The sequence below is a fragment of the Sulfitobacter sp. M13 genome, from assembly GCF_053474885.1.
On record NZ_CM130281.1, the window covers coordinates 2,147,825 to 2,172,751 of the forward strand.

Here is a 24,927-nt window from a genome sequence, read left to right on the forward strand (position 1 = left end):
GACATGCAATGACCGACACCCTGCCAAGTGCCGATATCCAGATGATCCAACGGATCATTCCGCACCGCTATCCCTTTTTGCTGGTCGATAAAGTGGTCGATATCCAAGGCACGCAAAGCGCCGTAGGGATCAAGAACGTCACGATGAACGAACCGCATTTTCAGGGGCATTTTCCCGGTATGCCAATCATGCCTGGCGTCACCATCGTCGAAGCCATGGCGCAGACTGCGGCTGTGATGGTTGGCGTCACGCTCGAAATGGCGGACAAGGACATGAAGGTTTATTTCATGGCCATCGACAAGTGCAAATTCCGCCGCAAGGTCATTCCCGGGGACGTCGTACGGATGGAGTTGACCACCCTGCGCGGCAAGCCCGGTGGCAAGGTCTGGAAGTTCGGCGGCGTCGCGTCGGTCGAGGGTGAGATGGCCGCAGAAGTTGAATTTACAGCGATGATGGACCTGTCCTGATGGGCAATGTCCACCCAAGCGCGGTGATCGAAGAGGGCGCGCAGATTGCGGCCTCTGCCAAGGTTGGTCCGTTCTGCGTGATCGGGTCTCAAGTCGTGCTGCAGGACGACGTGGAGGTGAAATCCCACGCCATCGTCACCGGCAACACGGAAGTTGGTGAAGGCACGGTGATCTTTTCGTTCGCGGTGATCGGCGAGATCCCGCAGGACCTCAAGTTTAAGGGGGAAACCAGCCGGCTGGTGATCGGGAAACGCAACCGGATTCGTGAGCATGTCACCATGAACGGCGGGACCGAAGGTGGGGGTGGCCTGACCAAGATCGGCGACGACGGGCTGTTCATGGCAGGCTGTCACATTGCACACGACGCGATCCTTGGGGATCGGGTTATCGTGGTGAACAATGCCGCCGTGGCAGGGCATTGCATCATTGAAGACGACGTACTGATCGGCGGGCTTGCGGGTATCCACCAGTTCGTGCGCATCGGGCGTGGCGCTATTATCGGTGCCGTGACGATGGTGACCAATGACGTGATCCCCTACGGGCTGGTGCAAGCGCCGCGTGGCGTGCTGGACGGGTTGAACCTTGTCGGGCTCAAACGGCGCGGTGTCACCCGCGCGGATATCACAGCGTTGCGGGCGGCGTTTCAGATGCTGGCGCAGGGCGAGGGCACTTTCCACGACCGCGCACGCCGCTTGGGCGAGGAAACCGGCAGCGATTACGTGCGCGAGATCGTCGACTTCGTTCTTGCCGACACAGGTCGCCATTTTCTGACGCCGGGTTGATGCTGGCGCTGATCGCAGGGGGCGGCGGACTGCCTCAACGGGTGGTGTCGACGCTGTCCGACGCGCCTTTAGTTTGCGCCTACGAGGGGACAGCGCCGGTGGGGCTGGTCCCCGATCTTGGGTTCCGGCTTGAGACGCTTGGCAGCCTTCTGGTCGAGCTTCGCACGCGCGGCGTCACGCGGGTTTGTTTCTGTGGCGCGATTGCGCGCCCGTCGTTCGATCCGTCAAAGCTCGATGCCGCGACGCTGCCTTTGGTGCCGGTGTTCCAAAAGGCGCTTGCCGCTGGTGATGACGGTGCTTTGCGTGCCTTAGTTGATATCTTCGAGACAGCGGGCTTTGCCGTTGTGGCCGCACATGAACTTGTGCCCGACCTGATGGCGCGTGAAGGCGTGTACAGCCAGCGTCGGCCGGATGCGCAGATGAGCGACGACGCAGCCCGCGGTGCCGCGTTGGTGCATTGCCTCGCCCCGATGGACGTTGGCCAATGTTGCGTCATCGGCCAAGGGCAGATCATGGGCATAGAGGCGATCGGCGGAACCGATCACCTGCTGTCTACGTTGCCCACACGCGCGCGTGGCGTTGATGCAATCCTGTTCAAAGGACCGAAACCGGGCCAGAGCCATCTGGTTGATATGCCAACCATCGGCCCCGATACGCTGCGCCGCGCCCATGAGGCAGGGCTGTCAGGGGTCGTGATCGAAGCCGGTGCCGTGATCGTGCTTGAACCCGAGGCTTGCGCGGATCTGGCAGGTGAATTGAATCTCGTGCTATGGGCTAGGACCGCAGGATGAAGGTGTTTATCGTCGCGGGTGAACCGTCGGGCGACCGTCTGGGGGGCGCGTTGATGGCGGGACTGAAGTCGCTGCGCCCTGACATCACATTCGAAGGGATCGGTGGGACGGATATGGCGGCCGAGGGGCTGGCCAGCCGTTTCGACATGTCGGAACTGTCGGTCATGGGGATCACCGAGATTTTGCCCAAGTACAGATCACTGATGGCTCGGATCAACGAGACGGCGCAGGCCGTCGTGGACGCCAAGCCCGATGTGATGATCACCATCGACAGCCCCGATTTCTCGCTCCGCGTGGCCAAGCGGGTCAAGGCCGTGTCGACTATCCGCACCGTGCATTACGTAGCTCCGACGGTCTGGGCATGGCGACCCGGTCGGGCCAAAAAGATGGCACAGTTTATTGATCATGTGCTGGCGCTTTTCCCCTTTGAGCCCCCGTTGATGGCGGCCGAAGGCATGGCCTGTGATTTCGTCGGTCATCCGGTGGTCGGAGAAAAAATCGCATCCCATCGTGAAGCCGCCGCATTCCGGCAGGCCCATGAGATTGGTGACGCCCCCCTGCTTTTGGTGCTGCCGGGCTCGCGTCGGTCAGAGGTGGCGCGGCTGTCGGACGTCTTTGGCGAGGCCGTCGCGGGCTTTGCCAAAACGCATCCCGAAGCACGGGTCGTCATTCCAGCAGCAGGTCCTGTCGCCGAAGCGGTGATCGCACAGACCAAAGACTGGACCGTGCGCCCCATCGTCCTTGACCCGCGCGTAGGGACGCGTGCAGACAATGTAGCGATGAAACGCGCAGCCTTTGCTGCGGCCGATATCGCGTTAGCGGCCTCTGGCACTGTCTCGCTGGAACTGGCGGCGGCGTCTTTGCCCATGGTGATCGCCTATCGCATGAACTGGCTCAGCTTCCGTCTGATCAAGGCGATGGCGCTGATTGATACTGTAACGCTGGTGAACCTCGTCTCTGACACGCGGGTGGTGCCAGAATTTTTAGGCCCCGATTGCACGCCACAAAAGATCGCCGGCGGTTTGGAGCATGTCTTTGCCCATCCCGAAGAACAAAAAGACGCTATGGCCCTGACGATGGAGCGCCTTGGAAAGGGCGGCGACGCACCTGGCCTGCGTGCAGCGCGAGCGGTTCTGTCGCGTTTGTAGGTATCCACCTTATTGTCGTTGAAAGAGGGGCGCTGCCCCTCAAACTCACGACATAAATGAGGGGCTCCGCCCCTCAAACTCCCCGGGATTTTAAACCATTTGGAAGGGGTTCAGCCCTTGTGTATCCAGCCGCCGCCGAAAATACGGGTGCTTTCGGGGTCGTAGAACACACAGGCCTGACCGGGGGAAATTCCTTCCTCGGGCGTGAGCAGCTCTACCGTGGCTTCGGTGTCGGAGATGGGGCGCAGGATTGCATCAATGGGCGGGCGCGTGGAGCGGACACGCACGGCAATAGGCCATTCGGCCTGTGACATTAACGGGGTTTCGCCCAGCCAGTTGATCTCTCTTACAGGGACGGTACGGGTGGCCAACATCGATTTCGGCCCCACGATGACCTGCGCTTTGTCGGCGTCAAGTTTTACGACATAAAGCGGATCGGCCAGCCCGCCGATACCAAGACCGCGGCGCTGACCGATGGTGTAATTAATCACGCCATCATGCCGGGCAAGTACATTGCCCTCGGTATCGACAATATCACCGGGATTGGCCGCTTCGGGGCGCAGCTTGCGGATCACCGACGCGTAATCGCCATTTGGGACAAAGCAGATATCCTGGCTGTCCGGTTTGTCCGCAACGCTGAGGCCGTATTTCGCGGCAAGCGCTCGTGTGTCGTTCTTGGAGGGAAGGTGCCCCAGGGGAAAGCGCAAATAGTCGAGCTGTTCGGGCGTGGTGGAGAACAAAAAGTAGCTTTGATCCCGGTTGGCATCAGCCGCACAATGAAGCTCGGCCCCGTCGGGGCCCATCTTGCGTTGGATGTAGTGGCCCGTGGCCATGCAATCGGCGTCCAGATCTTTGGCTGTTTCCAGCAGATCCTTGAACTTGACCCGTTCGTTGCAGCGAATGCAGGGCACCGGCGTGGCCCCCCCCAGATAGCTGTCGGCGAATTCGTCGATCACCGCATCCTTGAACACATTTTCATAGTCGAGCACGTAATGTGGGAAGCCCATGGCTTCTGCGACGCGCCGCGCATCATGGATGTCGATCCCGGCACAGCAGGCCCCTTTGCGCACCAGTGCGGCACCGTGGTCATAAAGCTGTAGCGTGACCCCGACGACATCATAGCCTTCCTCGGCCAGCATCGCGGCAACGACGGAACTATCGACGCCGCCAGACATCGCCACAACGACGCGGGTGTCGGCAGGGGCTTTTGCAAAGCCCAAAGAATTGAGCGGCGGGGTGCGGTCAAGCGGCATGGTCATACTCCGGGAGGTTTGAGGCTTAATATAGGAAAATTGACGATACTCTCAAGGGGTGACTTCACCAGTCGTTAACGCACCGCGACCTAGCCTGCACGCGATATGATCGGTCGCGTGACCGGTGTTGGTAAGGGGTAGAAAGGGAATGATTGTGTATCTGAAGAAAGTGGAACGTCCCAGGGCTGTGACATTGCCCGACGGGTCCAGCTTTAGCCTCGCTGATCTGCCCGATTGCAACACACGCCGCTGGGTGGCATCGCGCAAAGCCGCCGTGGTGCGCGGCGTGCTGTATGGGTTGATCACCGAAGCTGATGCAGAAGAGCGATACGGGGTGGGGCGGGATGAATTTGTGGAATGGGTGCGCGCTGTTTCGGATCATGGGGAAACCGCTTTGCGTGCCACCGCGCTACAAAAGTATAGACAACTTTAAGTTGCTTGATTAACAATTTAAGCACTATTAACGAGTGGTTAAACTTTTTTGGTCACGGTGCATATTACACCCAATTCATATAAGCGGAGTGAGAACATGCGAATACTGCTGGTTGAAGATGACCCAACCACGTCCAAGAGCATCGAGCTGATGCTGACCCATGCCAATCTCAACACCTATACCACCGACCTTGGGGAGGAAGGGATCGATCTGGCAAAACTTTATGACTACGATCTTATCCTGCTTGACCTGGATCTGCCGGACATGAACGGGCACGAGGTCTTGCGGCAATTACGCCTGAGCAAGATAGAAACGCCAATTCTGATCCTCTCGGGCTCTGATGATACGGAAAACAAGATCAAAGGATTTGGCTTTGGCGCGGATGATTATCTGACCAAGCCGTTCCACCGCGAAGAGCTTGTCGCCCGTATTCACGCGATCATCCGTAGGTCAAAAGGCCATTCACAGTCAGTAATTAATGTCGGACGGGTGTCAGTCAACCTTGATGCTAAGTCGGTGACCGTGGAGGGCAAACCGGTCCATCTGACGGGCAAGGAATATCAAATGTTCGAGCTTTTGAGTCTGCGCAAAGGGTCCACGTTGACGAAGGAAATGTTTCTGAACCATCTTTACGGGGGAATGGACGAGCCGGAGCTGAAAATCATCGATGTTTTTATCTGCAAATTGCGAAAAAAGCTGAACATCGCGACCGGAGGAGAAAACTATATCGAGACGGTCTGGGGCCGTGGCTATGTGCTGCGTGATCCGATCAGCATGGGCTTCCCCGAACCGGAGAGATTGGCGGTTGGCGGCTAGCCACTCAAGCTAGGGAAATAATGTAGACGTCGGGTGGCTCCCTGCGTATCTAGCCCTCAGTCGAAACAGTAGGCTGGGGCAAACCGTGACTGATAAAACCGCACTTCAGGATCTCTCTCAGGAGGATGCAAAGGCTGAATTGGCGCGGCTGGCTGACCTGCTAAGCCGTGCGAATAAGGCGTATCACACGCAGGATGCGCCAGATCTGTCGGACGCGGAATACGATCGCCTGAAGCTGCGGAATAAGGCGATCGAAGACCGTTTTCCTGTTTTGAAACGCGCCGACAGCCCCAGCGACAAGGTTGGGGCTGCCCCGGCGGAAGGGTTCAGCAAGCTCCGACATGACGTGGCGATGCTGTCCTTGGGGAATGCGTTCGAAGATGATGACGTTGTCGATTTCAACGCGCGCATTCGTAAGTATTTGGGGCTACCGGCGGGGGTGCCATTGGCATTTACCGCCGAGCCAAAGATTGACGGGCTCTCGCTGTCGTTGCGCTATGAGAAGGGCGATCTGGTTCAGGCTGCCACGCGCGGCGACGGTGCGGTGGGGGAAAATGTCACCGCGAATGCGCGCACGATTGGCACAATCCCGACACGGATCGAGGGCGCACCGGATCTGTTTGAGGTGCGCGGCGAAGTCTATATGCGGCACGATGACTTTGAGGCGCTGAACGCCCGCCAGACTGCAAATGGCGGTAAGGTATTCGCCAACCCACGCAACGCTGCCGCAGGGTCTTTGCGTCAGCTGGATGCTGAAGTTACCCGCGCGCGGCCATTGGCCTTTTTTGCCTATGCATGGGGTGCGTTGTCTGAACCGCTGGCCGAAACGCAGTATCAGGCGATCGCGCGACTGAAAGAATTCGGATTTGACACCAACCCCCTGACCACCCTGTGCGACGGTCCGCAAGCGATGATCGCCCACTACCGCAAGATTGAAGAGCGACGTGCGACGCTAGGCTATGATATCGATGGCGTGGTCTACAAAGTGAATGACCTTGCCCTGCAAGATCGGCTTGGCTTTCGATCAACAACCCCCCGTTGGGCGATTGCGCATAAATTCCCGGCCGAACTTGCTTGGACCCGGCTCGAGGATATCACCATTCAGGTCGGGCGCACTGGTGCGCTGTCGCCCGTGGCCAGATTACAGCCTGTGACGGTGGGAGGTGTCGTCGTGTCGAACGCGACGCTTCACAACGAGGATTACATCAAAGGGCTGGACAGCAAAGGGGCCACTATACGCGAAGGTAAAGACGTGCGCATCGGCGATTGGGTGCAGGTGTACCGCGCAGGCGATGTGATCCCCAAGATCGCGGATGTGGACCTATCCAAACGACCCGAAGACGCCGACCCTTTCGTATACCCCACACGTTGCCCCGAATGCGGCAGTGACGCCATACGCGAAGAAGGCGACGCCGTCCGGCGTTGTACGGGCGGCCTGATTTGCCCGGCGCAAGCGGTTGAAAAGCTGAAACATTTCGTCTCGCGGGGGGCCTTTGACATTGACGGCTTGGGCGCGAAACAGGTCGAACAGTTCCATACCGACGGCTGGGTCGCAGAGCCCGCGGATATTTTCACGCTGAAGTCCCGCTTTGGAAGCGGCATGCAGCAGTTGAAAAACCGCGACGGCTGGGGTGAAAAATCTGCTGACAAGCTGTTCCAAGCCATTGACGATAAGCGGAAAATTCCGCTGTCCCGCGTGATCTTTGCGCTTGGTATCCGACACGTGGGGGAAGCGGCCTCTAATCTCATCGCACAACATTACGGCAGCTGGACAGCGTTCGAGCGCGCGATGGAGCAGGCCAAAACAGGTGACGGGCCCGCTTGGAACGATCTGATCGGAATCGATGGGGTCGGCAAAGTGATGGCGCAATCTTTGGTCAACACTTTCGCCCAAGAGGCCGAGCGCGCATCGATCGACCGTTTGGTCGCAGAACTCTCGGTGCAGGATGTGGCGCGCCCTGATACTGACGGATCGCCTGTGGCGGGCAAAATCGTCGTCTTTACCGGCACGCTGGAAAAAATGACCCGCGCAGAGGCCAAGGCGCGGGCGGAACGGCTCGGGGCCAAGGTCTCAGGTTCTGTCAGCGCCAAAACCGATATTCTGGTGGCGGGCCCAGGGGCCGGGTCCAAAGCGAAAAAGGCCGCTGATCTAGGCGTTCAGACGATGGATGAGGACGGCTGGCTTGCGCTGATCGCAGACGCATGACGGGCCGCCCCGAAGCGCTGTTCCCTTTATTTTCCAAGCTGGAAACGCTTGAGGGGGTCGGGCCGAAAACCGCGCAGAACTTCGCCCATCTTGGCGTGATGGCACCGCGTGACCTGTTGTTTACGTTGCCCTATTCCGGCATCGACCGGCGGCTCCAAGGCTCGGTTCAAGATGCGATCCTGCCCACGACGGTGACGGTCGCTGTTACCGTTGGGGCGCACCGCGCGCCCGCGAATAAAGGCGGTGCCTACCGTATTCATGTCGAGGACAGCGCCACCGCCTTTCAGCTGGTTTTTTTCCATGCCCGTGGGGATTACTGGAAGCGGCAGATGCCCGAAGGGTCGCGCCGTATCGTGTCGGGACGGGTAGAGCTCTTTGATGGCATCCCCCAGATGGTCCACCCTGATTTCGTCGTTCCCGAAGCAGAGGCGGACGATATTCCGACGTTTGAACCGGTGTACCCGCTGACCAGCGGGATTACGCAAAAGCTGATGTACAAAGCCACCCGTGCCGCGCTGTCGCGTGCGCCAGAGGTTGGCGAATGGATTGATCCCAATCAGAAAAAACAAGAAGACTGGCCCGATTTCGCCGACGCCCTGCAGCAGGCCCATGCGCCGGGCGACATGGCCGATCTGTCTTCTGCCGCGCCGGCACGGGCGCGGTTGGCCTATGATGAATTGCTGGCCCATCAACTGACGCTCGCCCTCGCGCGGGCCAAAGACCGGCGTAAGGCCGGGCGCGAAACGATTGGCAACGGCACGCTTCAGCAGCGCGTGCTAAAGGCGTTGCCCTATGCGCCGACCGGTGCGCAGACCCGTGCCATTGGCGAGATCACAAACGACATGGCCAGCGGTACGCGGATGAACCGTTTGCTTCAGGGGGACGTGGGGGCGGGCAAGACGTTGGTTGCGTTCATGGCGCTTTTGCGCGCGGTCGAGGCGGGCGGACAGGGTGTCCTGATGGCACCGACGGAAATCCTTGCACGTCAACACCTTGAAGGGCTGCAACCCCTGGCGGAACAAGCGGGTGTCGTGCTTGAACTGTTGACGGGGCGCGACAAGGGGGCAGAACGACGGGCGAAGCTTGCTGCGTTGGAAAATGGCGCGATCCAGATCCTGGTCGGCACTCATGCGGTGTTTCAAGCGGACGTCGCCTTTGGTGATCTGCGGCTGGCAGTGGTCGATGAACAGCATCGGTTCGGGGTGCGCCAGCGGCTTGAGCTTGGTAAAAAGGGGCAGGCGGTCGATGTTTTGGTGATGACAGCCACGCCGATTCCGCGGTCGCTGGCTCTGGCGCAATACGGCGATATGGATGTCTCTGTGCTGGACGAAAAGCCGCCCGGCCGGAAACCAATCCGCACAGCACTGATCGCGACCGACCGCATGGAAGAGGTCGTCACCCGCCTGCGCGCGGCGATAAGCGAGGGGCGACAGTGCTATTGGGTGTGTCCGCTGGTCGAAGAGAGCGAGGTCAGCGATTTGATCGCTGCCGAGGCGCGATTCAAGCACCTGCGCGCGGCCTTGGGCGAGGGCGTTGTTGGTTTGGTCCACGGGCAAATGCCCCCTGCGGACAAAGATGCCGCGATGCGCGCCTTTCAGAAGGGCGAGACCAAGCTGCTGGTCGCCACAACAGTGATCGAGGTTGGCGTCGACGTGCCAAGCGCAAGCATCATCGTGATTGAACGCGCCGAAAGCTTTGGTCTGGCACAGCTACACCAGTTGCGCGGGCGTGTGGGACGCGGGCAGGCGGCCTCTACCTGTTTGCTGATGTATCAGGCCCCGCTCAGCGAAACCGGCCGTCAGCGGCTCGAGGTTCTGCGTGAAAGTGAGGACGGGTTTGTGATCGCTGAAACCGATCTGAAGATGCGCGGCACCGGCGATCTGATCGGGACGGCGCAATCGGGCGTGCCACGGTTCAGGGTCGCAGACCTAGAGAAACAGGCCGCTCTGATGCAGGTGGCCCAATCAGATGCACGGGCGCTGCTCGCGGTGGACCCTGAATTGACGACCCCGCGCGGTACGGCGGCACGTCTGCTTTTGTGGCTGATGCGGCAGGATGAAGCGATACGTTTAATATCAGTGGGTTAACGCGAAAATCCTATTTTGTTCTCTTTTGTTCTCATAAAGTTCTTTACACAGAGGCGTGAAAATGAGAACAAATAGGCAACGAAAACGGGAGAACGCACATGACCACGATCCTTACAGTCAAAGCCATTGCTAAACGGTCGAAAGACACGCTGTTGCAAGACGCCGCAGGGGCAGCTGCCTTGGTTGTTATCCTCATGGTCGGCCTGCACCTTCCCGCCTTCGTTTGACTTCTGCCTGCGTACCCCGTGTCGTTTTGATCTAGCCCGCGCATCTGTCCCAAACTTTATGCGTTGGCGAAGTCCGCAATATCTTCGTCCCTGTGCCAGAGTTGTCCCCTCTGACGCGGATCAAAACGAGCCTTCACGGTCATCGCATCCTTACGCCGCCATCCTATCGGGATGTGCGGCGTTTTTTTTGGCAGTCATGTAGTGGCAAATGAACGATCAAGGCGCATCAACAGCGCTGCAACGACGTGGCCGGTGTCCCTACCGTACAGCTTATCCGTTCTGCGCGACCGTTTGGGTCTGTTCCATCGCTTCGGCCAACGCTTCAATCGTAAGCAGGATCGACGCGTGACGGTTTTTATAAGCGACAGCGGGGGTCAGTACCTCGAACCCGTCAAAGGGCGCGTCTGGCACAGGGCCTTTGCCCTTTAGCATCGCCTTCAGCTGGTCACGCGCCGTTTGGATCTGCGCGAGGGAAGCGCCAACTGCCGCAGCCCCAGCCACAGCGGCAGAGGCTTGTCCAAGCGCGCAGGCTTTGACGTCCTGTCCCATTTCGGCCAGCTCTCCGTCTTTGACCACCACGTCGACGGTCACTGTTGATCCGCAAAGGGGCGAACGGCGTGTCACACTGGCGTCTGGTTTGTCCAGGCGGCCCACATGCGGGATATCAGCCGCAAGCCCCAATATCCGCGCTGAATAGAGCTTGATCAGGTCTGTGTCGTCACTCATGGCTGTTCCTTTCCGCCGTTAATCCCTACATAAGCTTCCACGCGGATGATGCAAAAATAAACTGAAGGCTTGGCCATGGACTTTGACACCAGCACCTTGAAATACAACGAAGCAGGGCTGATCCCCGCAATCGCCCAGGATGCGGTTTCGGGCGAGGTATTGATGATGGCCTGGATGAATGCACAGGCCGTAAGCCAGACGCTGGATACCGGGCGCGTCACATACTGGAGCAGGTCACGCCAGTCGTTCTGGATCAAGGGTGACACCAGCGGCCATGTGCAAGAGCTGGTTGAACTGCGCATCGATTGCGACCGCGACTGTTTGCTGGTCAAGGTGAACCAGACCGGCGCGGCGTGTCACACAGGGCGGCGAACCTGTTTTTATACGGTTGTCGAAGACGGCATTGAACGCATCACGCTTGATGTGATGGATGATAAATAGCCTCTAGAGCCCTATCAGAAAACGAATATCATCCGGTGACGCGCCGTCTTTCCGATATACAGAGATCGCGCGCGCATCGTCACGTTTTGCCAGTCTCTTGCCATCATCATCACGAATAAGATCGTGGTGGTGATAGCGCGGCGGGGTGTGACCCAGCAAATCCAACAGCAAAATCTGAACCTGCGTGAATTCAAAAAGATCAACGCCGCGGACCACGTGGGTGATGTTCTGGCGGATGTCATCAACGGCCGAGGCGAGGAAATACGCTGCGGTCTGGATATCCTTGCGGCCAATGACAATATCGCCGATTTCATCCAAAAGTGTTACCGGATCAATGGGATGTACGCCGCAGTGCAGGGGCCCGTCTTCGATGAAACCCAGCCCAGCCGAAGCCTGGTCCAGCGCTCGGTCCATATGAAGGCGGACGGCATCGCCGGCATCACGCTCCGCCATGCTACGCGCTTTGCAGGTTTGGGGATAAACCGTATGCGGCGCGCCTTCTTGCGGGGCTGCTAATGCGGCGGCGATATCCTTGCGACTGCACCTGCATGGGTATGTCAGGCCACGTGAAGTAAGTGCCTCAACACTTTGATTGTAAAAATAAAAATTCTCTGATTGCATTAAGGGAGGCGCATCCCACGTGATGCCAAGCCACGCCAGATCGTCCAGCGCTTGCGCCACATACTCCGGCTTTGACCGCTCCAGATCCGTGTCCTCGAACCGGAGGAGAAATCTACCTCCCTGTGCGCGCGCCATATCGTGAGCTACCAGCGCAGAATAGGCGTGCCCCAGATGCAGCGGCCCGGTGGGCGATGGCGCAAACCGGGTGCAAAAGCTCATGCGGTGGGGGCGCTGCTGTCCAGCCAGTCCTGCCAGTCGACTTTGGCGCGATCAGTATAAGCCTTATAGCGATCCTTGCGCCCGCGGCGTCCCGCTTTCAAGCCCTCTACCGGTGGGAACAGACCGAAGTTGACGTTCATCGGCTGGAAGGTTTTTGCATCCGCACCCCCGGTGATGTGGGTGATCAATGCGCCTGTCGCCGTCGTCGGAGGGGGCGGCGTTGCTGCCTCGCCGTTGATTTCAGCCACCGCAAGACGTCCCGCAAGCAATCCCATTGCGGCACTTTCAACATACCCTTCGACGCCGGTGATCTGGCCCGCAAAACGCACATTCGGCTGGCTGCGCAGGCGCATCTGATCATCCAGCAGGGTGGGCGAATTGAGGAAAGTATTCCGGTGAATGCCCCCAAGGCGGGCGAAGGAAGCATTTTCCAGCCCCGGAATCATCCGCAGCACCTCTGTCTGGGCCCCGAATTTCATCTTGGTTTGAAAGCCGACGATATTATACAATGTTCCCAGCTTGTTATCGCGGCGCAGCTGCACCACGGCGTAGGCTTTGGTGTCGGGATCATGGGGGTTGGTCAGGCCTACGGGCTTCATCGGACCAAATCGCAGGGTTTCGCGACCCCGTTCTGCCATCACCTCGATCGGGAGACAGCCGTCAAAGTAGCCCGCGGTTTCGCCTTCTTTGAATTCGGTTTTATCGGCGGCCAAGAGCGCGTCGATGAACGCCTCGTATTGGTCCTTGGTCATCGGGCAATTGAGGTAAGCAGTGCGCTCCTCCTCGGTTTCGCCCTTGTCATAGCGCGACTGCATCCACGCTTTGCTCATGTCGATGCTGTCGTGATAGATAATCGGCGCGATGGCGTCGAAAAAGGCCAGCGCCTCGGCACCGGTTTGGGCTGCAATAGATTGCGCCAGATCACCCGAGGTCAGCGGGCCGGTCGCAATAATCCAGTGGCCGTCGCGGGGCAGGTCGGTGATCTCTCCATATTCGACAGAAATATTGGGGTGCGCCATCAGCGCATCTGTCACCGATTGCGCAAAAGGATCGCGGTCCACCGCCAAGGCGCCACCCGCAGGCAGGCGGTGCTTTTCCGCTGTGGCCATGATCAACCCGTTCGCAGCCCGCATTTCCCAATGAAGCAGGCCCACAGCGTTCTGTTCATCGTCATCGGAACGGAAGGAGTTGGAGCAAACCATCTCTCCCAATAGTCCCGTTTGATGCGCAAATGTGCCAACCTTTGGCCTCATTTCATGCAGCACAACCTGAATGCCTGCGTTTGCAGCCTGCCAAGCGGCCTCTGATCCGGCCATGCCGCCGCCGATGATATGGAGTGTATGTGTCATGCCTGCGATGTAGGGCAGGGGCTGGCGCGGCGCAATAGCCAGTGGTGTCTGCGAGGTAAAACATGGCTCAGGCCGCGGTCGACACAGCCACCTGAATTCATCGCATATCAAAGAGGGGGGATTTTTGGGGTCGCCGCTGCGGGAACGGTCGGTCAGTGAGAGGCTGACCTGGAGGGACCTTCCACCATCGGCGACCCAAAATCATCAAGGCAGATGCCTTGTCTTATTTGTGCCACAAAAGCGCCTGAATTGAAAGCACGAAAATGTGAGCATTCTGCGGGGCTTTGGAAACAGTCTGTTTCTGTCCTACTGATCCCAGTCCGGCGCGCGTTTCTCCAGAAACGCAGCGATGCCTTCGGCGGTATCAGGATTAAGCATGTTCTCCACCATGACGTCGCCGGTATAGACGTAGGCCTGCGCAACCGGCAGGGCGAGCTGCGCATAAAACGCCTGTTTCCCGATCTTAACGGCCGTGCCCAATTTGTCCGCGATCTGCCGAGCAAGGGCAGAGGTCTCGGCCCTGAGCTGGTCCGGCGCAACGACGCGGTTGATCAACCCAAGCTCGCGGGCACGGGTAGCGTCGACAAACGCGCCCGTTGTCAGCATTTCGAACGCTTGCTTGCGCGGGATATTGCGGCTTAGCGCGACCATCGGGGTCGAACAGAAAAGGCCGATGTTCACCCCGTTGACGCCAAAACGCGTGTCGTCGGCCGCGACGGCCATATCACAGGTCGCCACCAGCTGGCATCCTGCGGCGGTTGCGATACCGTGGACCTGAGCGATCACGGGCTGGGGCAGGGACTGGATGCGCGCCATGAGGCGGGCGCATCGGTCGAACAGATCCTTGAACCCCGCGGCCCCGTTATCGCGCGTCGCGCGCAATGCCGTCATCTGCTTGAGGTCATGACCGGCGCAAAATGCCTTGCCCGCGCCGGCGAGGATGACAACCCTTATATCGGGGCGATGCGCGATCTCGTCCAGGCGCGATTGCAACGCGGCCAGCATTTCGTCTGACAGCGCATTCAGCCGTGCCGGCGCGTTCATCGTTAACCGTGCTACCGCACCGTCACATTCCATTTCAACGATTGTCATCTTGCACCCCTCCCGCTTTTACCAGAGCCTAACCGCGACATATGAGGGAGGACAAGTATGCCGATCATGATGGATGCCGATGCGCTTTCGGTTTTTATGAAGGACGTGTTCAAGCAGGTTGCCGATGACTTTGCGATTGATCACGTGGGAGAAACGGATCTAACGACGCGCCTGCTGACCGCCGACCGCCACCTACGCCCCGGCGGGACCGTGTCGGGGCCATCAATTTTCGCGCTCGCGGATGTCAGCGCCTATCTGATGACACTTGCGCGGATCGGGCCAAAAGCGCTGGCAGTGACGACAAACTGCTCCATCGATTTTATGCGCAAGCCTGCGGCGAATACCGATCTGATCGCCAAAACGCGGCTGCTCAAGCTCGGTAAACTGCTGTCGATCTGTGATGTGCTGGTTTATTCCGACGGGCTGGACGACCCTGTCGCGCGGGCCTCGCTTACCTATGCGATTCCACCACGCTAATTGTATCACTTTTTGATTGGTACAATCGAAAAAAGGGCCGGTATATACCGGCCCGAGTGAAGAGGTCTGGACTGCGCCACAGGGACGTTACGCTTTCCAGAACACCCGAATAGACTCATCATGAGCCTGTCGCGGTGTGAGTCCCACGTCTGCCAACTGCCACGGCTCAAGCTGTGCGAGCGCTTTGCGGGTATGGCGACGCGATGCCATTTTCGTAACACAAACCGCAAATTTGACCGCTAGAACAGCAGCGAACGGCGTGCTGCGCTGGTTCAGGATCGCCACTGTATCGTGGGAAAGGGTCAGGGTCTGTGTCATGAGAGTCTCCTATTTTTAAATTGTATTGACACAATATTACATTTTGTCGTAATGAAGGGGTACAAAATACGATACATTTTGAAAAGGAAAACATTGTAATGGGTACAATTTGGCATCCCGAGCGCATTGATGGGCCAGGACCTAAATACAAAGCCGTTGTTACAATGATACGAAACGGCATCGCAAACGGGGGCCTGACGGCGGGTGAAAAGCTGCCCCCGGTCCGAGAACTGGCATGGATGCTGGGGGTGACACCGGGGACCGTGGCACGGGCCTATACGATGTTGACTGACAGCGGGATGTTGCAGGCAGAGGTTGGGCGCGGCACGTTTGTTGCCCTGCCGCCCAAGAAATCCGACCGCAACAGCCCGATCGAAATGGATGTCATTGCCCACCATGTGCACCAAGGCACCAAGAATTACCCCGCCGACACCTATGCGGTGAATATGTTCTCGCCTCACTTACCCTCCGCGGGGCAGGCCACCTTGATCCGCACGTTGATGGCAGAGGTCGCACAGGATCCGGCATCGGGTGTGATGCATTACCCAAGCCGTACCGGCGCCCGTCCTGCGCGCGAAGCGGTCGTCAAGTGGCTGGCCGGGACACCGCTGGGGTCATTCACTGAGGCGGATGTGATCCTGTCTCATGGGGGTCAGAACGGGCTGTCGCTGGTGTTTCAATCCATTCTGCAAGGACGCCGGCCCGCCATCGCCATAGAAGCGCTATCCTACCCCGGCTTCCGACGGGCGGGGGAACTTCTGCGGGCTGATGTTATCCCGATCGCGATGGACAAAGACGGCGTGATCCCCGAAGCGCTTGATGAAGCGGCGCGAAATCATGACGTCCAGATCTTCTGCACCTCGCCCGAAGTACATAACCCAACCGCCGGCTTCACCCCTGTCGCCCGCCGCGAGGCGCTGGTCGAGGTCGCGCGGAAACATGACATTCAAATCGTCGAGGATGACTGCTATCGGATGCGGGTAGAGCGTGCGCCCACCTACCGGATGTTGGCGCCTGAACGCGGGTGGTATGTATCGTCGCTGGCTAAAACCCTAACACCTGCGCTGCGCATCGGCTTTGCTATTGGCCCGCGCCAGCGCACGCCTGATCTGCGCCGTGTGGCTGAATACAACTGCTTCGGCCTCGCGACCCCGCTGATTGATCTATGCGCAAAGTTGCTCGTGCATCCGGACATCGACGCGATTGCTGAAGGAACGCGACAGGGCTTCAACGCCTATGTGCAAAGCGCGGTCAATATTCTGGGCGGCTATGATGTGGCGTGGCGGATTAATGTGCCATTCTTGTGGCTGAGCCTGCCTGTTGGCTGGCGGGCAGGGGCGTTCTGTCAGGCGGCAGAGGGGCAAGGCGTGCAAATCCGGTCAGCCGAAGAATTTGTTTGCCGCGACGCCCGCGCGCCTCATGCTGTGCGCCTCGCGATCAACGCCGGCGTCGCGCTGCACAGCTTTGAAGATGCGATCATGCGGCTGCGTCAGCTGCTGGACTCCCCGCCAGAGCAGCTGAGCGTGTGATTTTTATGGGGTAAAATAATACCTAATTTGCAGGGCATTGTTTTTAAACATAAAAATATCAAAAGCCGCGCTTGACGTGGCGAGGGGCGTGGTTATAACCCAGCCATCAGATAGCGGGGTTCGGTTTCGGACCCTTTCACCAAACTAACGGGAATTCCCTCCATGAAAACCTTTTCTGCAACACCGGCAGATATCGACAAGAAATGGATCATCGTCGACGCTGAAGGCGTCGTCCTTGGTCGTCTTGCATCGATCATTGCCACTCGTCTGCGCGGCAAGCACAAGCCTTCTTTCACACCTCACATGGATTGCGGCGACAACGTCATCGTCATCAATGCCGAGAAGATCCAGATGACCGGCAAGAAGCGTGAAGAAAACTTCTACTGGCACACAGGTCACCCCGGCGGGATCAAAGAGCGGACCAAAGCTCAGATCCTCGAAGGTGCCCACCCGGAGCGCGTTGTGACTCAAGCGGTCAAGCGCATGCTGCCCGGCAACCGTCTGAGCCGCCAGATCATGACCAACCTGCGCGTATACGCGGGTTCCGAACACCCCCACGAGGCGCAAAGCCCCGAGGTTCTGGACGTGAAATCCATGAACTCTAAAAACACGCGGAGTGCATAAGCATGGCTGATGAAATCAAAACACTCGAAGGCCTCGAAGCGGCCGTAACCGAGAACATCGGTGGCGTTCAGGGTACAGAAGTTGACATGACCCCGCGCGAGCCCGTTCGTGACGCGCTTGGCCGTGCCTATGCAACCGGTAAGCGTAAAGATGCGGTTGCCCGCGTCTGGATCAAACCAGGTTCCGGTAAAGTCATCGTAAACGGCAAGCCGCAAAACGAATATTTTGCACGCCCCGTTCTGCAGATGATCCTGGCACAACCATTCACCATCACAGGTACCGACGGTCAGTTTGACGTTGTTGCAACTGTGAAAGGTGGCGGTCTGTCCGGTCAAGCGGGCGCGGTAAAGCACGGTGTTTCCAAAGCACTGCAGCTTTATGATCCCTCGCTGCGCGGCGCGCTGAAAGCGGCAGGCTTCCTGACACGCGACAGCCGTGTTGTTGAACGTAAGAAGTACGGTCGTGCAAAAGCGCGTAAGAGCTTCCAGTTCTCCAAGCGTTAAGCTTTACTTTACAGTATTTGGAAAAGGCCGCTCCGGTATGGGGCGGCCTTTTTCGTTTGAGCATGGGGCCAGCCGACCCTTCGGGGAGAGTTTATTTCGCAAAATGAAGCGGGCGAGGTGGTTTTGTTTTCAAGGCAGCGTGCTTAGGTAAAGGATACGTAAAAACGGAGCCCTCCCATGCGATTTTCAGTTCTTGATCTTTCCCCCGTGCCGGAAGGATCAGATGCCCGCCAAGCCATTGCAAACACAATTGATCTGGCGAAGCGTGCCGAGGCTGCAGGCTACCATCGCTATTGGATGGCAGAGCATCACAACATGCCAGGTATCGCATCGGCTGCGACATCGGTTTTGATCGGGCATGTCGCTGATCATACTTCGACTATCCGCGTCGGCGCGGGGGGGATCATGCTTCCCAACCACGCGCCCTTGGCCATTGCAGAGCAATTTGGAACATTGGCCACGATCCATGGTGACCGGATCGATCTGGGCCTTGGCCGTGCGCCCGGCGGTGATCAGGCGGTGTATCATGCATTGCGGCGTGGGATGCAGGGGGGCGACCGGTTCCCCGAAGATGTAGCCGAGCTGATCGGTTATTTGGGAGACGCCCCTGCCGGTGCACGCGTCATGGCCCATCCTGGACAGGGCACCCATGTGCCGGTGTGGATCTTGGGGTCGTCGCTTTATGGCGCACAACTGGCTGCGCATTTCGGTCTGCCCTATGCCTTTGCCTCGCATTTCGCGCCAGACGCGTTAGAGGATGCTGTGGCGATCTACCGCCGCGATTTCAAACCATCCGCCCAGTGGGAAAAACCGCATTTCATGCTCGCGGCGAATGTATTTGCTGCCGATACGGATGAAGAGGGAGCTTACCTGCGCACATCCATGCAGCAAGCGTTCGTGCGTCTGCGCACCGGCACTCCGGGCAAGTTGCCGCGTCCGGTCCGTGATATTGATGCCGAGGTCGGCGTTCAGATGCGGCAGGCTGTCGATCAGGCATTGCGCGTCACAGCCGTAGGTAGCCCCGAAACTGTGGTACGTCAGCTGTCTGATATGATTGCGAAATATCAACCGGACGAGCTGATTCTGACAGGGCAGATCCATGACCATGCCGCGCGCGTAAAGTCGTTCGAGATCGCGGCGAAAGCTCTGGCCGGATAAGCGGTTCAGTCGTCGGGGCCGATCAGGCCGAGGCCCCGAAGGTAAATGCCGATGCCGCTTTCCAGCAGTTCATCTGCCGGGAACGGTGACGCACGACCCGGGGAGTTGCGCGCAAAAAGTTCAACCACCCCGTGGCTCAGTGCCCAAATATGGGCCGAAAACATGGACGCGGGCGGGCGTTTTTCAATGGGGATATGTTGGCTCAGATCGCTCGCGGCCTGTTCAAGCACCCCACTGGCACGCGCCGCTGCAGCGGCCAGATCGGTGGTTCGGTTGACCGAGATGCCGCTTTCGAACATTGCGATGTAATGGCCAGGGTAATCGCGGGCAAATGCGAGGTAGGCACGGCCTGTCGCTTCGAACGCCTTTAACGCCGAGGGTTGGCCGGATTGATAAGCCGCCTCCATCAGTTCGGCAAAGATATCATACCCTTGCAGCGCGCCTTCGGCGATCAGGTCTTCGCGGCCTTCGAAGTGGCGATAGACGGCGGCAGGGGTCACGCCCGCCTGCTTTGCGGCTTCTGACAGCGTGAACCCTGTGGGGCCGCGATCCTCGATCAGCTTAAGCGCACCGTCGATGAGCGCCTGTCGGAGGTTGCCGTGGTGATAGCCGCGTTTAGGCATCCCAGATATCGGGGGCACCGCAAATTTGGTCGTCAATGGTACCAATCGCCTTTGGGTCTTTATCGGCGTAGTCAAAGGCATGCAGCACGGTACGAATGGCGGCCAGCCGCGCGCGACGTTTGTCGTCAGAGCGGATCACGGTCCAAGGTGTGCGGGCTGTATGGGTGCGCTGCAAAGTCTCTTTGATCGCGGCGCTGTATTCATCCCATTTTGCCAAGCCTTCGACATCGATCAGACTGAGCTTCCACTGTTTTAACGGGTCGTGTTCGCGGGCAAGCATCCGGCGCAGCTGTTCGCCGCGGCCCACATTCAGCCAGAATTTGAACAGATGCAGCCCGTCGTCCACCAGCATCTTTTCAAGCGGCACGACCTGTTCGAAAAACGCCTCTCGTTCGGCGTCGGTGCAAAAGCCGAACACCGGTTCGACAACGCCGCGATTGTACCAACTACGGTCGAAAAACACCATGTCGCCTGCCGTTGGCAAATGCTTGATATAGCGTTGAAAATACCACTGTCCGGCTTCGGTTTCGGTGGGTTTCGGCAGGGCCACCACATGGGCTGCGCGTTGGTTCAGATTATGACGGAACCGCGCAATGGTGCCACCTTTGCCTGCCGCGTCACGCCCCTCGAATATCATCGCGATGCGCGTGCCGGTGTCGCGGGCCCATGCTTGCAGTTTGACCAGTTCGATCTGAACGCGGTCCATTTCGCGGTCATACTGCTTGCGTCCCAGACGTTCGGAATGGGGGTAGCTGTTGCTGAGGATGTCATCCTTATCGGCGCGCTTGATCGCTTTGTTGATCGGCGCGGGGGCATCGTTTTCAAAAAAGGCGCTGATCGCACCATCAAAGGGCAGGTCCATGGGGGCCTCCTCAAAAATTCTGTTCACCCTAACTTATGGAGCGTTCTGCGCCCTAGCGCAAACCCGCACGTGCAGCCGCGCGGTCGATGGCCGCGAGGACCTCGGGTTGAGAGACATGTTGCGGCATATGGCCGATACCGGGCAGGGTGGTCAGTCTCGCATCGGGCAGTTGCGGGGTCGCAATGGCGGCGTGTACCTCTAGCGGGACGATGGTGTCTGCGTTCCCGTGGATCAGCTCTATCGGCATGGTCAGCGTGGCATACTGCGAAACCATCTTTTTGATCTCGGGCAGCAAAGTGTTTACCTGCTGCGCATTGGCGCGCATGGATGTCCGGCGAAGGGCCAGACCTGTGCCGATATGGTCATTATAGCCGTCGGGTGTATCTTGCGGCGCGAAGATGGCGTTGACACTGGCGCGGATGAACCCCTGGGGCAGAAAGGCGGTGACCAACGGGATCACGACGCCGGACCCAAAGGCAGACCCAGTTACTTTGTACTGCCAGCCAAGGTCACCCTCCCACGGCTCTGAGACACCAGAGACAAGCACCAGCGCCGCCGTTTCATCGGGACGCGAGAGGCCCCAAGCCAGCGCAACCGCCCCGCCATAGCTGTGGCCCAACACAATCGGCGAGGTCACCCCAATTCGGTCGGCGGCCTTTTGCAACAACGCTGCCTGCTCCGCCGGCGTGGCTGCCGTCGCATTCCATGCGCCAGCGTGTTGCGGCAGATTGCCTGTCCACCCGAGACCCGGGCGGTCAAAGAGGATCACGCGGTAGCGGTCGGCAAGCCGGTCCACCATATCAAAGGTAAAATCCCGCATGTTGCCAGAGGCCCCGTGGATCAGCACCAGATCCGGCCCACTGCCTTGCACCTTGGTATGCACGGTGACGCCGTCGATATCGATCAATTCGCCAGTCGGGGGGGAGGCGGCGTCCGCTGCGGCCTCGCGCGTGCTGGCCCGCCATTGCACCAAGATGACCAGCCCCAGCACAACCGCAATCATTGTCAGAATAAACAGCATGTTACGTCCCAAAAGGACCACGACCAATGTCGTTCAGGTCATAGTGGGTCGTCTGGTAGATCTCGTTGATCCAATTGCCGTAGAGCAGATGTGCGTGGCTGCGCCAACGATTCAGCGGTACCTGCGTGGGATCGTCGTCGGGGTAGTAATTGCACGGAACGTTGATCGGCGTGCCTTGGGCGACGTCTCGGTCATATTCGTCCTTCAGCGTGTCGCGGTCGTATTCTAGGTGGTTGAAAATATACAGCGCGCGGTGGCCGGCATCTTCAACGAGACAGGGGCCGACCTCCTTGCTGCCGAGCAAGGTTGTCAGGCTTGGCACCGCGTCCACCTCTGCTGCGCGCATTTCAGTCCAGCGGCTGACGGGCACCACCAGATCATCCGAAAACCCCCGCAGGTAGGGTGAAGACGGCTCAAGATTGCTGTGCCGGAAGCACCCGAACGCTTTATCTTCCAGCAGGTGTTTTTTGATGCCGTGGAAATAATTGATCATCGCCATGCCGCCCCAGCATACGCCAAAGGTCGAATGGACATTGGTTTGCGTCCAATCAAAGACGCGGGTGAGCTCTTCCCAATAGGTGACATCGTTGAAATCAAGATGTTCGATCGGCGCGCCGGTGATGACCAGACCGTCGAATTTTTCGTCCGTGACCTCTTCGAAGGGACGGTAGAAGCTTTCAAGGTGGTCGGCGGCGGTATTGCGCGACTGGTGGTCCGACATACGGATCAGGCTGAATTCGATTTGCAGCGGTGTGGCCCCGATCAGCCGTGCGAACTGGTTCTCGGTCTGGATTTTCTTGGGCATGAGGTTGAGCAAGGCAATACGCAGCGGACGGATATCCTGACGCGCCGCCATTTCCTCGTCCAGCACCATGACACCCTCGCGCGTCAACACGTCATAGGCTGGCAGGTCGGAAGGCAGTTTAATCGGCATGTCAGTATTCCACGTCTTGGGTCATTGCTTGAATTCTCTGCGCCGCATTTAGATAAGCGCCCGCGCAAAGGGCGCCAAGGGTCACGCGTCTAACGTCCCCGCGATCAGATCGATAAAATCTGCCTCTGTCCTAAGCTGGGCCACCTGATCAGCGGTCACAGTCACGCCCCAACGCGACATCGCCTCGTAGCGCGGCTGTCGATGGGCCAACGCTTGGGCATAGGTCCAGCGGATAAAGGCATCCGGATCGACATCATCCTCTTGGCAATTGTATTCATTCAAATATTCCTGCCAGACACGAAGCAGAAACTCCGGCTGGTAGGCCATCGGTTTGGGCGCTTTGTCAAAACGGCGGATCAGCTCTTGGGTGTGGGCATCGTCGCCCTTGATCCAGACCGGCAGACATTCCGCCGAAAGCGTTTGCATCAGCGGATCATTATCGTCGTCGGGGTCCACCCATTCGCAGATCGATCCGCCGGTGTCACAGATGAAATGCGGGTACCCATACAGCATCTCGCCACGGCGGGCGAAGTGACCGGTGTCACGCAGCGCCGCGATCTCTGCCTGTTTGAACGCCTCTTGCCGCAACGCATATTCCGTCATGGGCAACCCGCCCTTGGCCGGATCACCGGGTTTGCCCAACCAGGTGGCGACAGGCGACAGGTTATCAAAGGTGATGTTGGACCCGATATAGATACTATCGCTCAGCAACAGATCGCGCAGGAAAGGCACCTTCATCGCCTCGGCCTTGGCGTTATCTGCGATGGTTTCGCCCAAGTAGCGGGTGCCAATCCGGTAATCGATGGAATAGTGGAACCAGTCGCCCGACTGCCGCAACAAATGCGCCATATGCGTCTTGCCCAGTCCCGACATGCCAAAGACCAGCACATGTTTATGCAGCGCAGCACGCCACGCATCGGCAGAGGGGTAAAGCATCGGTCGTCATCCTTGGAACGTCTTGTTTCGCAATGAGTACCGCAGCCAGACACAAGACGCCAGTGACCGCATTCCCACGAAAAAGCCCGCCACATTGCTGCGGCGGGCTGATATCGGGTTCGGTGTGGTAGGGCTTAGAAGGTAAAGCCGACTTTTACGCCGATTGCGACGGCATCATTGTCTTCGAAGACCGCTGCTGTTTGCCCGCCCCCGAGCGTTGTTTCCGCATCGCCGATGTTGATGTAACGGATGCCCGTCGTGATCTTCATGCTGTCGCGGGTATAGGTCGCTGCCAGACCGAGGCTCTTGTTGCCATCAGTCGGGCCGAGGTTGCTCGAGAAACCACCGTTGGATTTTTCATAGCCAGCAACTGCGGCGACGGACCATGTGTCGTTCAGACGGCGACCGACACCTAGGCTGTAGGTATAGACGTCATCTTCGTAGCTCAGCAGCTTGCCGCCACCAGTCAGCCTTCCGTAATCGTTTGGCGCAATCTCGAACGACGACCAGTCAACCCACCGGACACCACCGAAGACAAGCGTGTCTGCTGCGACACCAGTTTGAAACTCGAGGTTGACGGACTGAGGGGTCTCAACCTTTGTCTCTGTTACATTAGACCCGAGAACTGAATTCTCGGATGTTCTGACATCGTATTTGATCTTGGAGTTATAGGTCAAAGACACACGCAGCGCGATCTCAGGTTTTTCATAGGCAACACCGGCGACATAGCCCAAACCAGTATCACGGTCGCCATCGACGCTGTAGTTCCCAATGAAAGGGATGGCAGCGCTCGCTTCGATTGTCTGGACACGAATACCGCCGTGGACGCTAAAGTTATTCGGCATTTTGTACCGCAGCAGGCCTGTCAGCGCATTACTGTTGAACTCAGCATTTGCCCCTTGGGCAAAATAGCCAGTGCCCGCTGGATAATCCACATCAGCGCCAAAGGGCTGGTCATAGATGATTGCATAGGAAAGCTGATCATTGATGTCGGCCTTGTAGGCGGCACCAAAGGTAAAGAAGTTGTCCGTCATGCTGCCGGAATTCGCACCCGGCGTCGGCGCGACAGCAGACCGAGGCCCTGCACCAACACCTGACGTGTCAGGCGACACCGACCCGAGGCTAAACTCAGCATAGCGGCCGCTCTCAAACAAGGCCGTGATCGACTGACCAGACCTGTCGATGCCACCCGCGTGCACCGTGGACGCGCTGCCCAACAGGGCTGCCATTGCGATTACTCGATACGTCATCGTAGAATACTCCTCCCCAGAAGCGATGCAGCCA

The 24,927-nt window shown here is 58.5% G+C and carries 27 protein-coding genes; 15 read left to right on the forward strand and 12 right to left on the reverse strand.

Going from position 1 to position 24,927, the window contains the following annotated elements:
- Window positions 1–8: 8 nt before the first annotated feature.
- The 4 genes from fabZ to lpxB are packed head-to-tail and all read left to right on the forward strand — an operon-like array spanning window position 9 to window position 3,188.
- Window positions 9–467, forward strand: coding sequence for a 3-hydroxyacyl-ACP dehydratase FabZ (fabZ, locus tag ACVBAU_RS10280; RefSeq protein ID WP_138923362.1), 459 nt, complete (start codon window positions 9–11; stop codon window positions 465–467).
- The gene (lpxA, locus tag ACVBAU_RS10285) at window positions 467–1,249 is read left to right on the forward strand and encodes an acyl-ACP--UDP-N-acetylglucosamine O-acyltransferase (RefSeq protein ID WP_138923361.1); all 783 of its coding nucleotides are present in this window, start codon (window positions 467–469) and stop codon (window positions 1,247–1,249) included. The genes fabZ and lpxA overlap by 1 nt, the downstream gene beginning before the upstream one ends.
- Window positions 1,249–2,040, forward strand: coding sequence for an LpxI family protein (locus ACVBAU_RS10290; RefSeq protein ID WP_448326166.1), 792 nt, complete (start codon window positions 1,249–1,251; stop codon window positions 2,038–2,040). The genes lpxA and ACVBAU_RS10290 overlap by 1 nt, the downstream gene beginning before the upstream one ends.
- Complete coding sequence (lpxB, locus tag ACVBAU_RS10295) at window positions 2,037–3,188, forward strand: lipid-A-disaccharide synthase (RefSeq protein ID WP_448326168.1); 1,152 nt, start codon at window positions 2,037–2,039, stop codon at window positions 3,186–3,188. The genes ACVBAU_RS10290 and lpxB overlap by 4 nt, the downstream gene beginning before the upstream one ends.
- A 110-nt stretch (window positions 3,189–3,298) precedes the next feature.
- Here the strand turns inward: lpxB and mnmA are convergent, their stop codons facing one another.
- Window positions 3,299–4,441: a tRNA 2-thiouridine(34) synthase MnmA gene (gene mnmA, locus ACVBAU_RS10300; protein WP_448326170.1), complete on the reverse strand. Its 1,143-nt coding sequence runs from the start codon at window positions 4,439–4,441 to the stop codon at window positions 3,299–3,301.
- 148 nt (window positions 4,442–4,589) lie between these two features.
- Here mnmA and sciP point away from each other — a divergent pair, with 148 nt between their 5' ends.
- The 5 genes from sciP to ACVBAU_RS10325 all read left to right on the forward strand — a co-directional run bounded on the left by sciP (window position 4,590) and on the right by ACVBAU_RS10325 (window position 10,210).
- Entirely contained in the window at window positions 4,590–4,874 is a 285-nt protein-coding gene (gene sciP / locus ACVBAU_RS10305; protein ID WP_138923357.1) for a CtrA inhibitor SciP, read from the forward strand.
- Between the two features lie 96 nt (window positions 4,875–4,970).
- On the forward strand, window positions 4,971–5,690 hold the full coding sequence (gene ctrA, locus ACVBAU_RS10310; protein WP_335744005.1) for a response regulator transcription factor CtrA: 720 nt from the start codon (window positions 4,971–4,973) through the stop codon (window positions 5,688–5,690).
- Window positions 5,691–5,775: 85 nt separating this feature from the next.
- On the forward strand, window positions 5,776–7,896 hold the full coding sequence (gene ligA, locus ACVBAU_RS10315) for an NAD-dependent DNA ligase LigA (protein ID WP_448326173.1): 2,121 nt from the start codon (window positions 5,776–5,778) through the stop codon (window positions 7,894–7,896).
- The gene (gene recG, locus ACVBAU_RS10320) at window positions 7,893–9,983 is read left to right on the forward strand and encodes an ATP-dependent DNA helicase RecG (RefSeq protein ID WP_448326175.1); all 2,091 of its coding nucleotides are present in this window, start codon (window positions 7,893–7,895) and stop codon (window positions 9,981–9,983) included. The genes ligA and recG overlap by 4 nt, the downstream gene beginning before the upstream one ends.
- A 98-nt stretch (window positions 9,984–10,081) precedes the next feature.
- On the forward strand, window positions 10,082–10,210 hold the full coding sequence (locus ACVBAU_RS10325) for a hypothetical protein (protein WP_302664656.1): 129 nt from the start codon (window positions 10,082–10,084) through the stop codon (window positions 10,208–10,210).
- A gap of 270 nt (window positions 10,211–10,480) precedes the next feature.
- Here ACVBAU_RS10325 and ACVBAU_RS10330 read toward each other — a convergent pair whose 3' ends face one another.
- Window positions 10,481–10,936, reverse strand: a complete 456-nt coding sequence (locus tag ACVBAU_RS10330) for an iron-sulfur cluster assembly scaffold protein (protein WP_335744009.1) — start codon at window positions 10,934–10,936, stop codon at window positions 10,481–10,483.
- A 75-nt stretch (window positions 10,937–11,011) separates the two neighbouring features.
- On the opposite strand from ACVBAU_RS10330, the gene hisI reads away from it, so the two are divergent.
- Window positions 11,012–11,377 carry a phosphoribosyl-AMP cyclohydrolase gene (gene hisI / locus ACVBAU_RS10335; protein ID WP_335744010.1) on the forward strand — a complete coding sequence of 122 codons (366 nt, stop codon included), beginning with the start codon at window positions 11,012–11,014 and terminating at the stop codon, window positions 11,375–11,377.
- A gap of 3 nt (window positions 11,378–11,380) precedes the next feature.
- On the opposite strand, the gene gluQRS is transcribed toward hisI, so the two are convergent.
- The 3 genes from gluQRS to ACVBAU_RS10350 form a co-directional block, all read right to left on the reverse strand.
- A complete protein-coding gene (gluQRS, locus tag ACVBAU_RS10340; RefSeq protein WP_448326178.1) occupies window positions 11,381–12,217 on the reverse strand; it encodes a tRNA glutamyl-Q(34) synthetase GluQRS in 837 nt (278 codons plus the stop codon).
- Window positions 12,214–13,566: a methylenetetrahydrofolate--tRNA-(uracil(54)-C(5))-methyltransferase (FADH(2)-oxidizing) TrmFO gene (trmFO, locus tag ACVBAU_RS10345; protein ID WP_448326180.1), complete on the reverse strand. Its 1,353-nt coding sequence runs from the start codon at window positions 13,564–13,566 to the stop codon at window positions 12,214–12,216. Before trmFO ends, gluQRS begins: the two co-directional genes overlap by 4 nt.
- Before the next feature lie 306 nt (window positions 13,567–13,872).
- Window positions 13,873–14,658, reverse strand: a complete 786-nt coding sequence (locus tag ACVBAU_RS10350) for an enoyl-CoA hydratase (protein ID WP_448326182.1) — start codon at window positions 14,656–14,658, stop codon at window positions 13,873–13,875.
- Window positions 14,659–14,715: 57 nt separating this feature from the next.
- Here ACVBAU_RS10350 and ACVBAU_RS10355 point away from each other — a divergent pair, with 57 nt between their 5' ends.
- A complete protein-coding gene (locus ACVBAU_RS10355) occupies window positions 14,716–15,135 on the forward strand; it encodes a PaaI family thioesterase (protein WP_138923348.1) in 420 nt (139 codons plus the stop codon).
- An 87-nt stretch (window positions 15,136–15,222) separates the two neighbouring features.
- On the opposite strand, the gene ACVBAU_RS10360 is transcribed toward ACVBAU_RS10355, so the two are convergent.
- Window positions 15,223–15,453 (reverse strand): DUF1127 domain-containing protein, encoded by a 231-nt coding sequence (locus tag ACVBAU_RS10360; protein WP_093732200.1) that lies wholly within the window; start codon window positions 15,451–15,453, stop codon window positions 15,223–15,225.
- A gap of 98 nt (window positions 15,454–15,551) precedes the next feature.
- Here ACVBAU_RS10360 and ACVBAU_RS10365 point away from each other — a divergent pair, with 98 nt between their 5' ends.
- The 4 genes from ACVBAU_RS10365 (at window position 15,552) to ACVBAU_RS10380 (ending at window position 19,267) form a co-directional block, all read left to right on the forward strand.
- On the forward strand, window positions 15,552–16,982 hold the full coding sequence (locus ACVBAU_RS10365) for an aminotransferase-like domain-containing protein (protein WP_448326184.1): 1,431 nt from the start codon (window positions 15,552–15,554) through the stop codon (window positions 16,980–16,982).
- 162 nt (window positions 16,983–17,144) lie between these two features.
- Entirely contained in the window at window positions 17,145–17,606 is a 462-nt protein-coding gene (rplM, locus tag ACVBAU_RS10370) for a 50S ribosomal protein L13 (protein ID WP_093732202.1), read from the forward strand.
- A gap of 2 nt (window positions 17,607–17,608) precedes the next feature.
- Window positions 17,609–18,109 carry a 30S ribosomal protein S9 gene (gene rpsI / locus ACVBAU_RS10375; RefSeq protein ID WP_093732203.1) on the forward strand — a complete coding sequence of 167 codons (501 nt, stop codon included), beginning with the start codon at window positions 17,609–17,611 and terminating at the stop codon, window positions 18,107–18,109.
- A gap of 177 nt (window positions 18,110–18,286) precedes the next feature.
- Entirely contained in the window at window positions 18,287–19,267 is a 981-nt protein-coding gene (locus tag ACVBAU_RS10380) for an LLM class flavin-dependent oxidoreductase (RefSeq protein WP_138923346.1), read from the forward strand.
- A 5-nt stretch (window positions 19,268–19,272) separates the two neighbouring features.
- On the opposite strand, the gene ACVBAU_RS10385 is transcribed toward ACVBAU_RS10380, so the two are convergent.
- The 6 genes from ACVBAU_RS10385 to ACVBAU_RS10410 form a co-directional block, all read right to left on the reverse strand.
- Complete coding sequence (locus ACVBAU_RS10385) at window positions 19,273–19,890, reverse strand: TetR/AcrR family transcriptional regulator (protein WP_448328965.1); 618 nt, start codon at window positions 19,888–19,890, stop codon at window positions 19,273–19,275.
- Complete coding sequence (gene ppk2 / locus ACVBAU_RS10390) at window positions 19,883–20,752, reverse strand: polyphosphate kinase 2 (RefSeq protein ID WP_138923344.1); 870 nt, start codon at window positions 20,750–20,752, stop codon at window positions 19,883–19,885. The genes ACVBAU_RS10385 and ppk2 overlap by 8 nt, the downstream gene beginning before the upstream one ends.
- 52 nt (window positions 20,753–20,804) lie before the next feature.
- Window positions 20,805–21,773 carry an alpha/beta fold hydrolase gene (locus ACVBAU_RS10395; RefSeq protein WP_138923343.1) on the reverse strand — a complete coding sequence of 323 codons (969 nt, stop codon included), beginning with the start codon at window positions 21,771–21,773 and terminating at the stop codon, window positions 20,805–20,807.
- Window position 21,774: 1 nt separating this feature from the next.
- A complete protein-coding gene (gene metA / locus ACVBAU_RS10400) occupies window positions 21,775–22,707 on the reverse strand; it encodes a homoserine O-acetyltransferase MetA (protein ID WP_335744016.1) in 933 nt (310 codons plus the stop codon).
- A gap of 81 nt (window positions 22,708–22,788) precedes the next feature.
- On the reverse strand, window positions 22,789–23,643 hold the full coding sequence (locus tag ACVBAU_RS10405; RefSeq protein ID WP_448326187.1) for an ATPase: 855 nt from the start codon (window positions 23,641–23,643) through the stop codon (window positions 22,789–22,791).
- Window positions 23,644–23,777: 134 nt separating this feature from the next.
- Entirely contained in the window at window positions 23,778–24,893 is a 1,116-nt protein-coding gene (locus ACVBAU_RS10410) for an OmpP1/FadL family transporter (protein WP_448326189.1), read from the reverse strand.
- Window positions 24,894–24,927 lie beyond the last annotated feature (34 nt).

Bases quoted from the DNA above. Each gene is read 5' to 3' on its own strand.
- fabZ (WP_138923362.1), top strand. From the start codon at position 9: ATGACCGACACCCTGCCAAGTGCCGATATCCAGATGATCCAACGGATC.
- lpxA (WP_138923361.1), top strand. From the start codon at position 467: ATGGGCAATGTCCACCCAAGCGCGGTGATCGAAGAGGGCGCGCAGATT.
- ACVBAU_RS10290 (WP_448326166.1), top strand. From the start codon at position 1,249: ATGCTGGCGCTGATCGCAGGGGGCGGCGGACTGCCTCAACGGGTGGTG.
- lpxB (WP_448326168.1), top strand. From the start codon at position 2,037: ATGAAGGTGTTTATCGTCGCGGGTGAACCGTCGGGCGACCGTCTGGGG.
- mnmA (WP_448326170.1), bottom strand. From the start codon at position 4,441: ATGCCGCTTGACCGCACCCCGCCGCTCAATTCTTTGGGCTTTGCAAAA.
- sciP (WP_138923357.1), top strand. From the start codon at position 4,590: ATGATTGTGTATCTGAAGAAAGTGGAACGTCCCAGGGCTGTGACATTG.
- ctrA (WP_335744005.1), top strand. From the start codon at position 4,971: ATGCGAATACTGCTGGTTGAAGATGACCCAACCACGTCCAAGAGCATC.
- recG (WP_448326175.1), top strand. From the start codon at position 7,893: ATGACGGGCCGCCCCGAAGCGCTGTTCCCTTTATTTTCCAAGCTGGAA.
- ACVBAU_RS10325 (WP_302664656.1), top strand. From the start codon at position 10,082: ATGACCACGATCCTTACAGTCAAAGCCATTGCTAAACGGTCGAAAGAC.
- ACVBAU_RS10330 (WP_335744009.1), bottom strand. From the start codon at position 10,936: ATGAGTGACGACACAGACCTGATCAAGCTCTATTCAGCGCGGATATTG.
- hisI (WP_335744010.1), top strand. From the start codon at position 11,012: ATGGACTTTGACACCAGCACCTTGAAATACAACGAAGCAGGGCTGATC.
- gluQRS (WP_448326178.1), bottom strand. From the start codon at position 12,217: ATGAGCTTTTGCACCCGGTTTGCGCCATCGCCCACCGGGCCGCTGCAT.
- trmFO (WP_448326180.1), bottom strand. From the start codon at position 13,566: ATGACACATACACTCCATATCATCGGCGGCGGCATGGCCGGATCAGAG.
- ACVBAU_RS10350 (WP_448326182.1), bottom strand. From the start codon at position 14,658: ATGACAATCGTTGAAATGGAATGTGACGGTGCGGTAGCACGGTTAACG.
- ACVBAU_RS10355 (WP_138923348.1), top strand. From the start codon at position 14,716: ATGCCGATCATGATGGATGCCGATGCGCTTTCGGTTTTTATGAAGGAC.
- ACVBAU_RS10360 (WP_093732200.1), bottom strand. From the start codon at position 15,453: ATGACACAGACCCTGACCCTTTCCCACGATACAGTGGCGATCCTGAAC.
- ACVBAU_RS10365 (WP_448326184.1), top strand. From the start codon at position 15,552: ATGGGTACAATTTGGCATCCCGAGCGCATTGATGGGCCAGGACCTAAA.
- rplM (WP_093732202.1), top strand. From the start codon at position 17,145: ATGAAAACCTTTTCTGCAACACCGGCAGATATCGACAAGAAATGGATC.
- rpsI (WP_093732203.1), top strand. From the start codon at position 17,609: ATGGCTGATGAAATCAAAACACTCGAAGGCCTCGAAGCGGCCGTAACC.
- ACVBAU_RS10380 (WP_138923346.1), top strand. From the start codon at position 18,287: ATGCGATTTTCAGTTCTTGATCTTTCCCCCGTGCCGGAAGGATCAGAT.
- ACVBAU_RS10385 (WP_448328965.1), bottom strand. From the start codon at position 19,890: ATGCCTAAACGCGGCTATCACCACGGCAACCTCCGACAGGCGCTCATC.
- ppk2 (WP_138923344.1), bottom strand. From the start codon at position 20,752: ATGGACCTGCCCTTTGATGGTGCGATCAGCGCCTTTTTTGAAAACGAT.
- ACVBAU_RS10395 (WP_138923343.1), bottom strand. From the start codon at position 21,773: ATGCTGTTTATTCTGACAATGATTGCGGTTGTGCTGGGGCTGGTCATC.
- metA (WP_335744016.1), bottom strand. From the start codon at position 22,707: ATGCCGATTAAACTGCCTTCCGACCTGCCAGCCTATGACGTGTTGACG.
- ACVBAU_RS10405 (WP_448326187.1), bottom strand. From the start codon at position 23,643: ATGCTTTACCCCTCTGCCGATGCGTGGCGTGCTGCGCTGCATAAACAT.
- ACVBAU_RS10410 (WP_448326189.1), bottom strand. From the start codon at position 24,893: ATGACGTATCGAGTAATCGCAATGGCAGCCCTGTTGGGCAGCGCGTCC.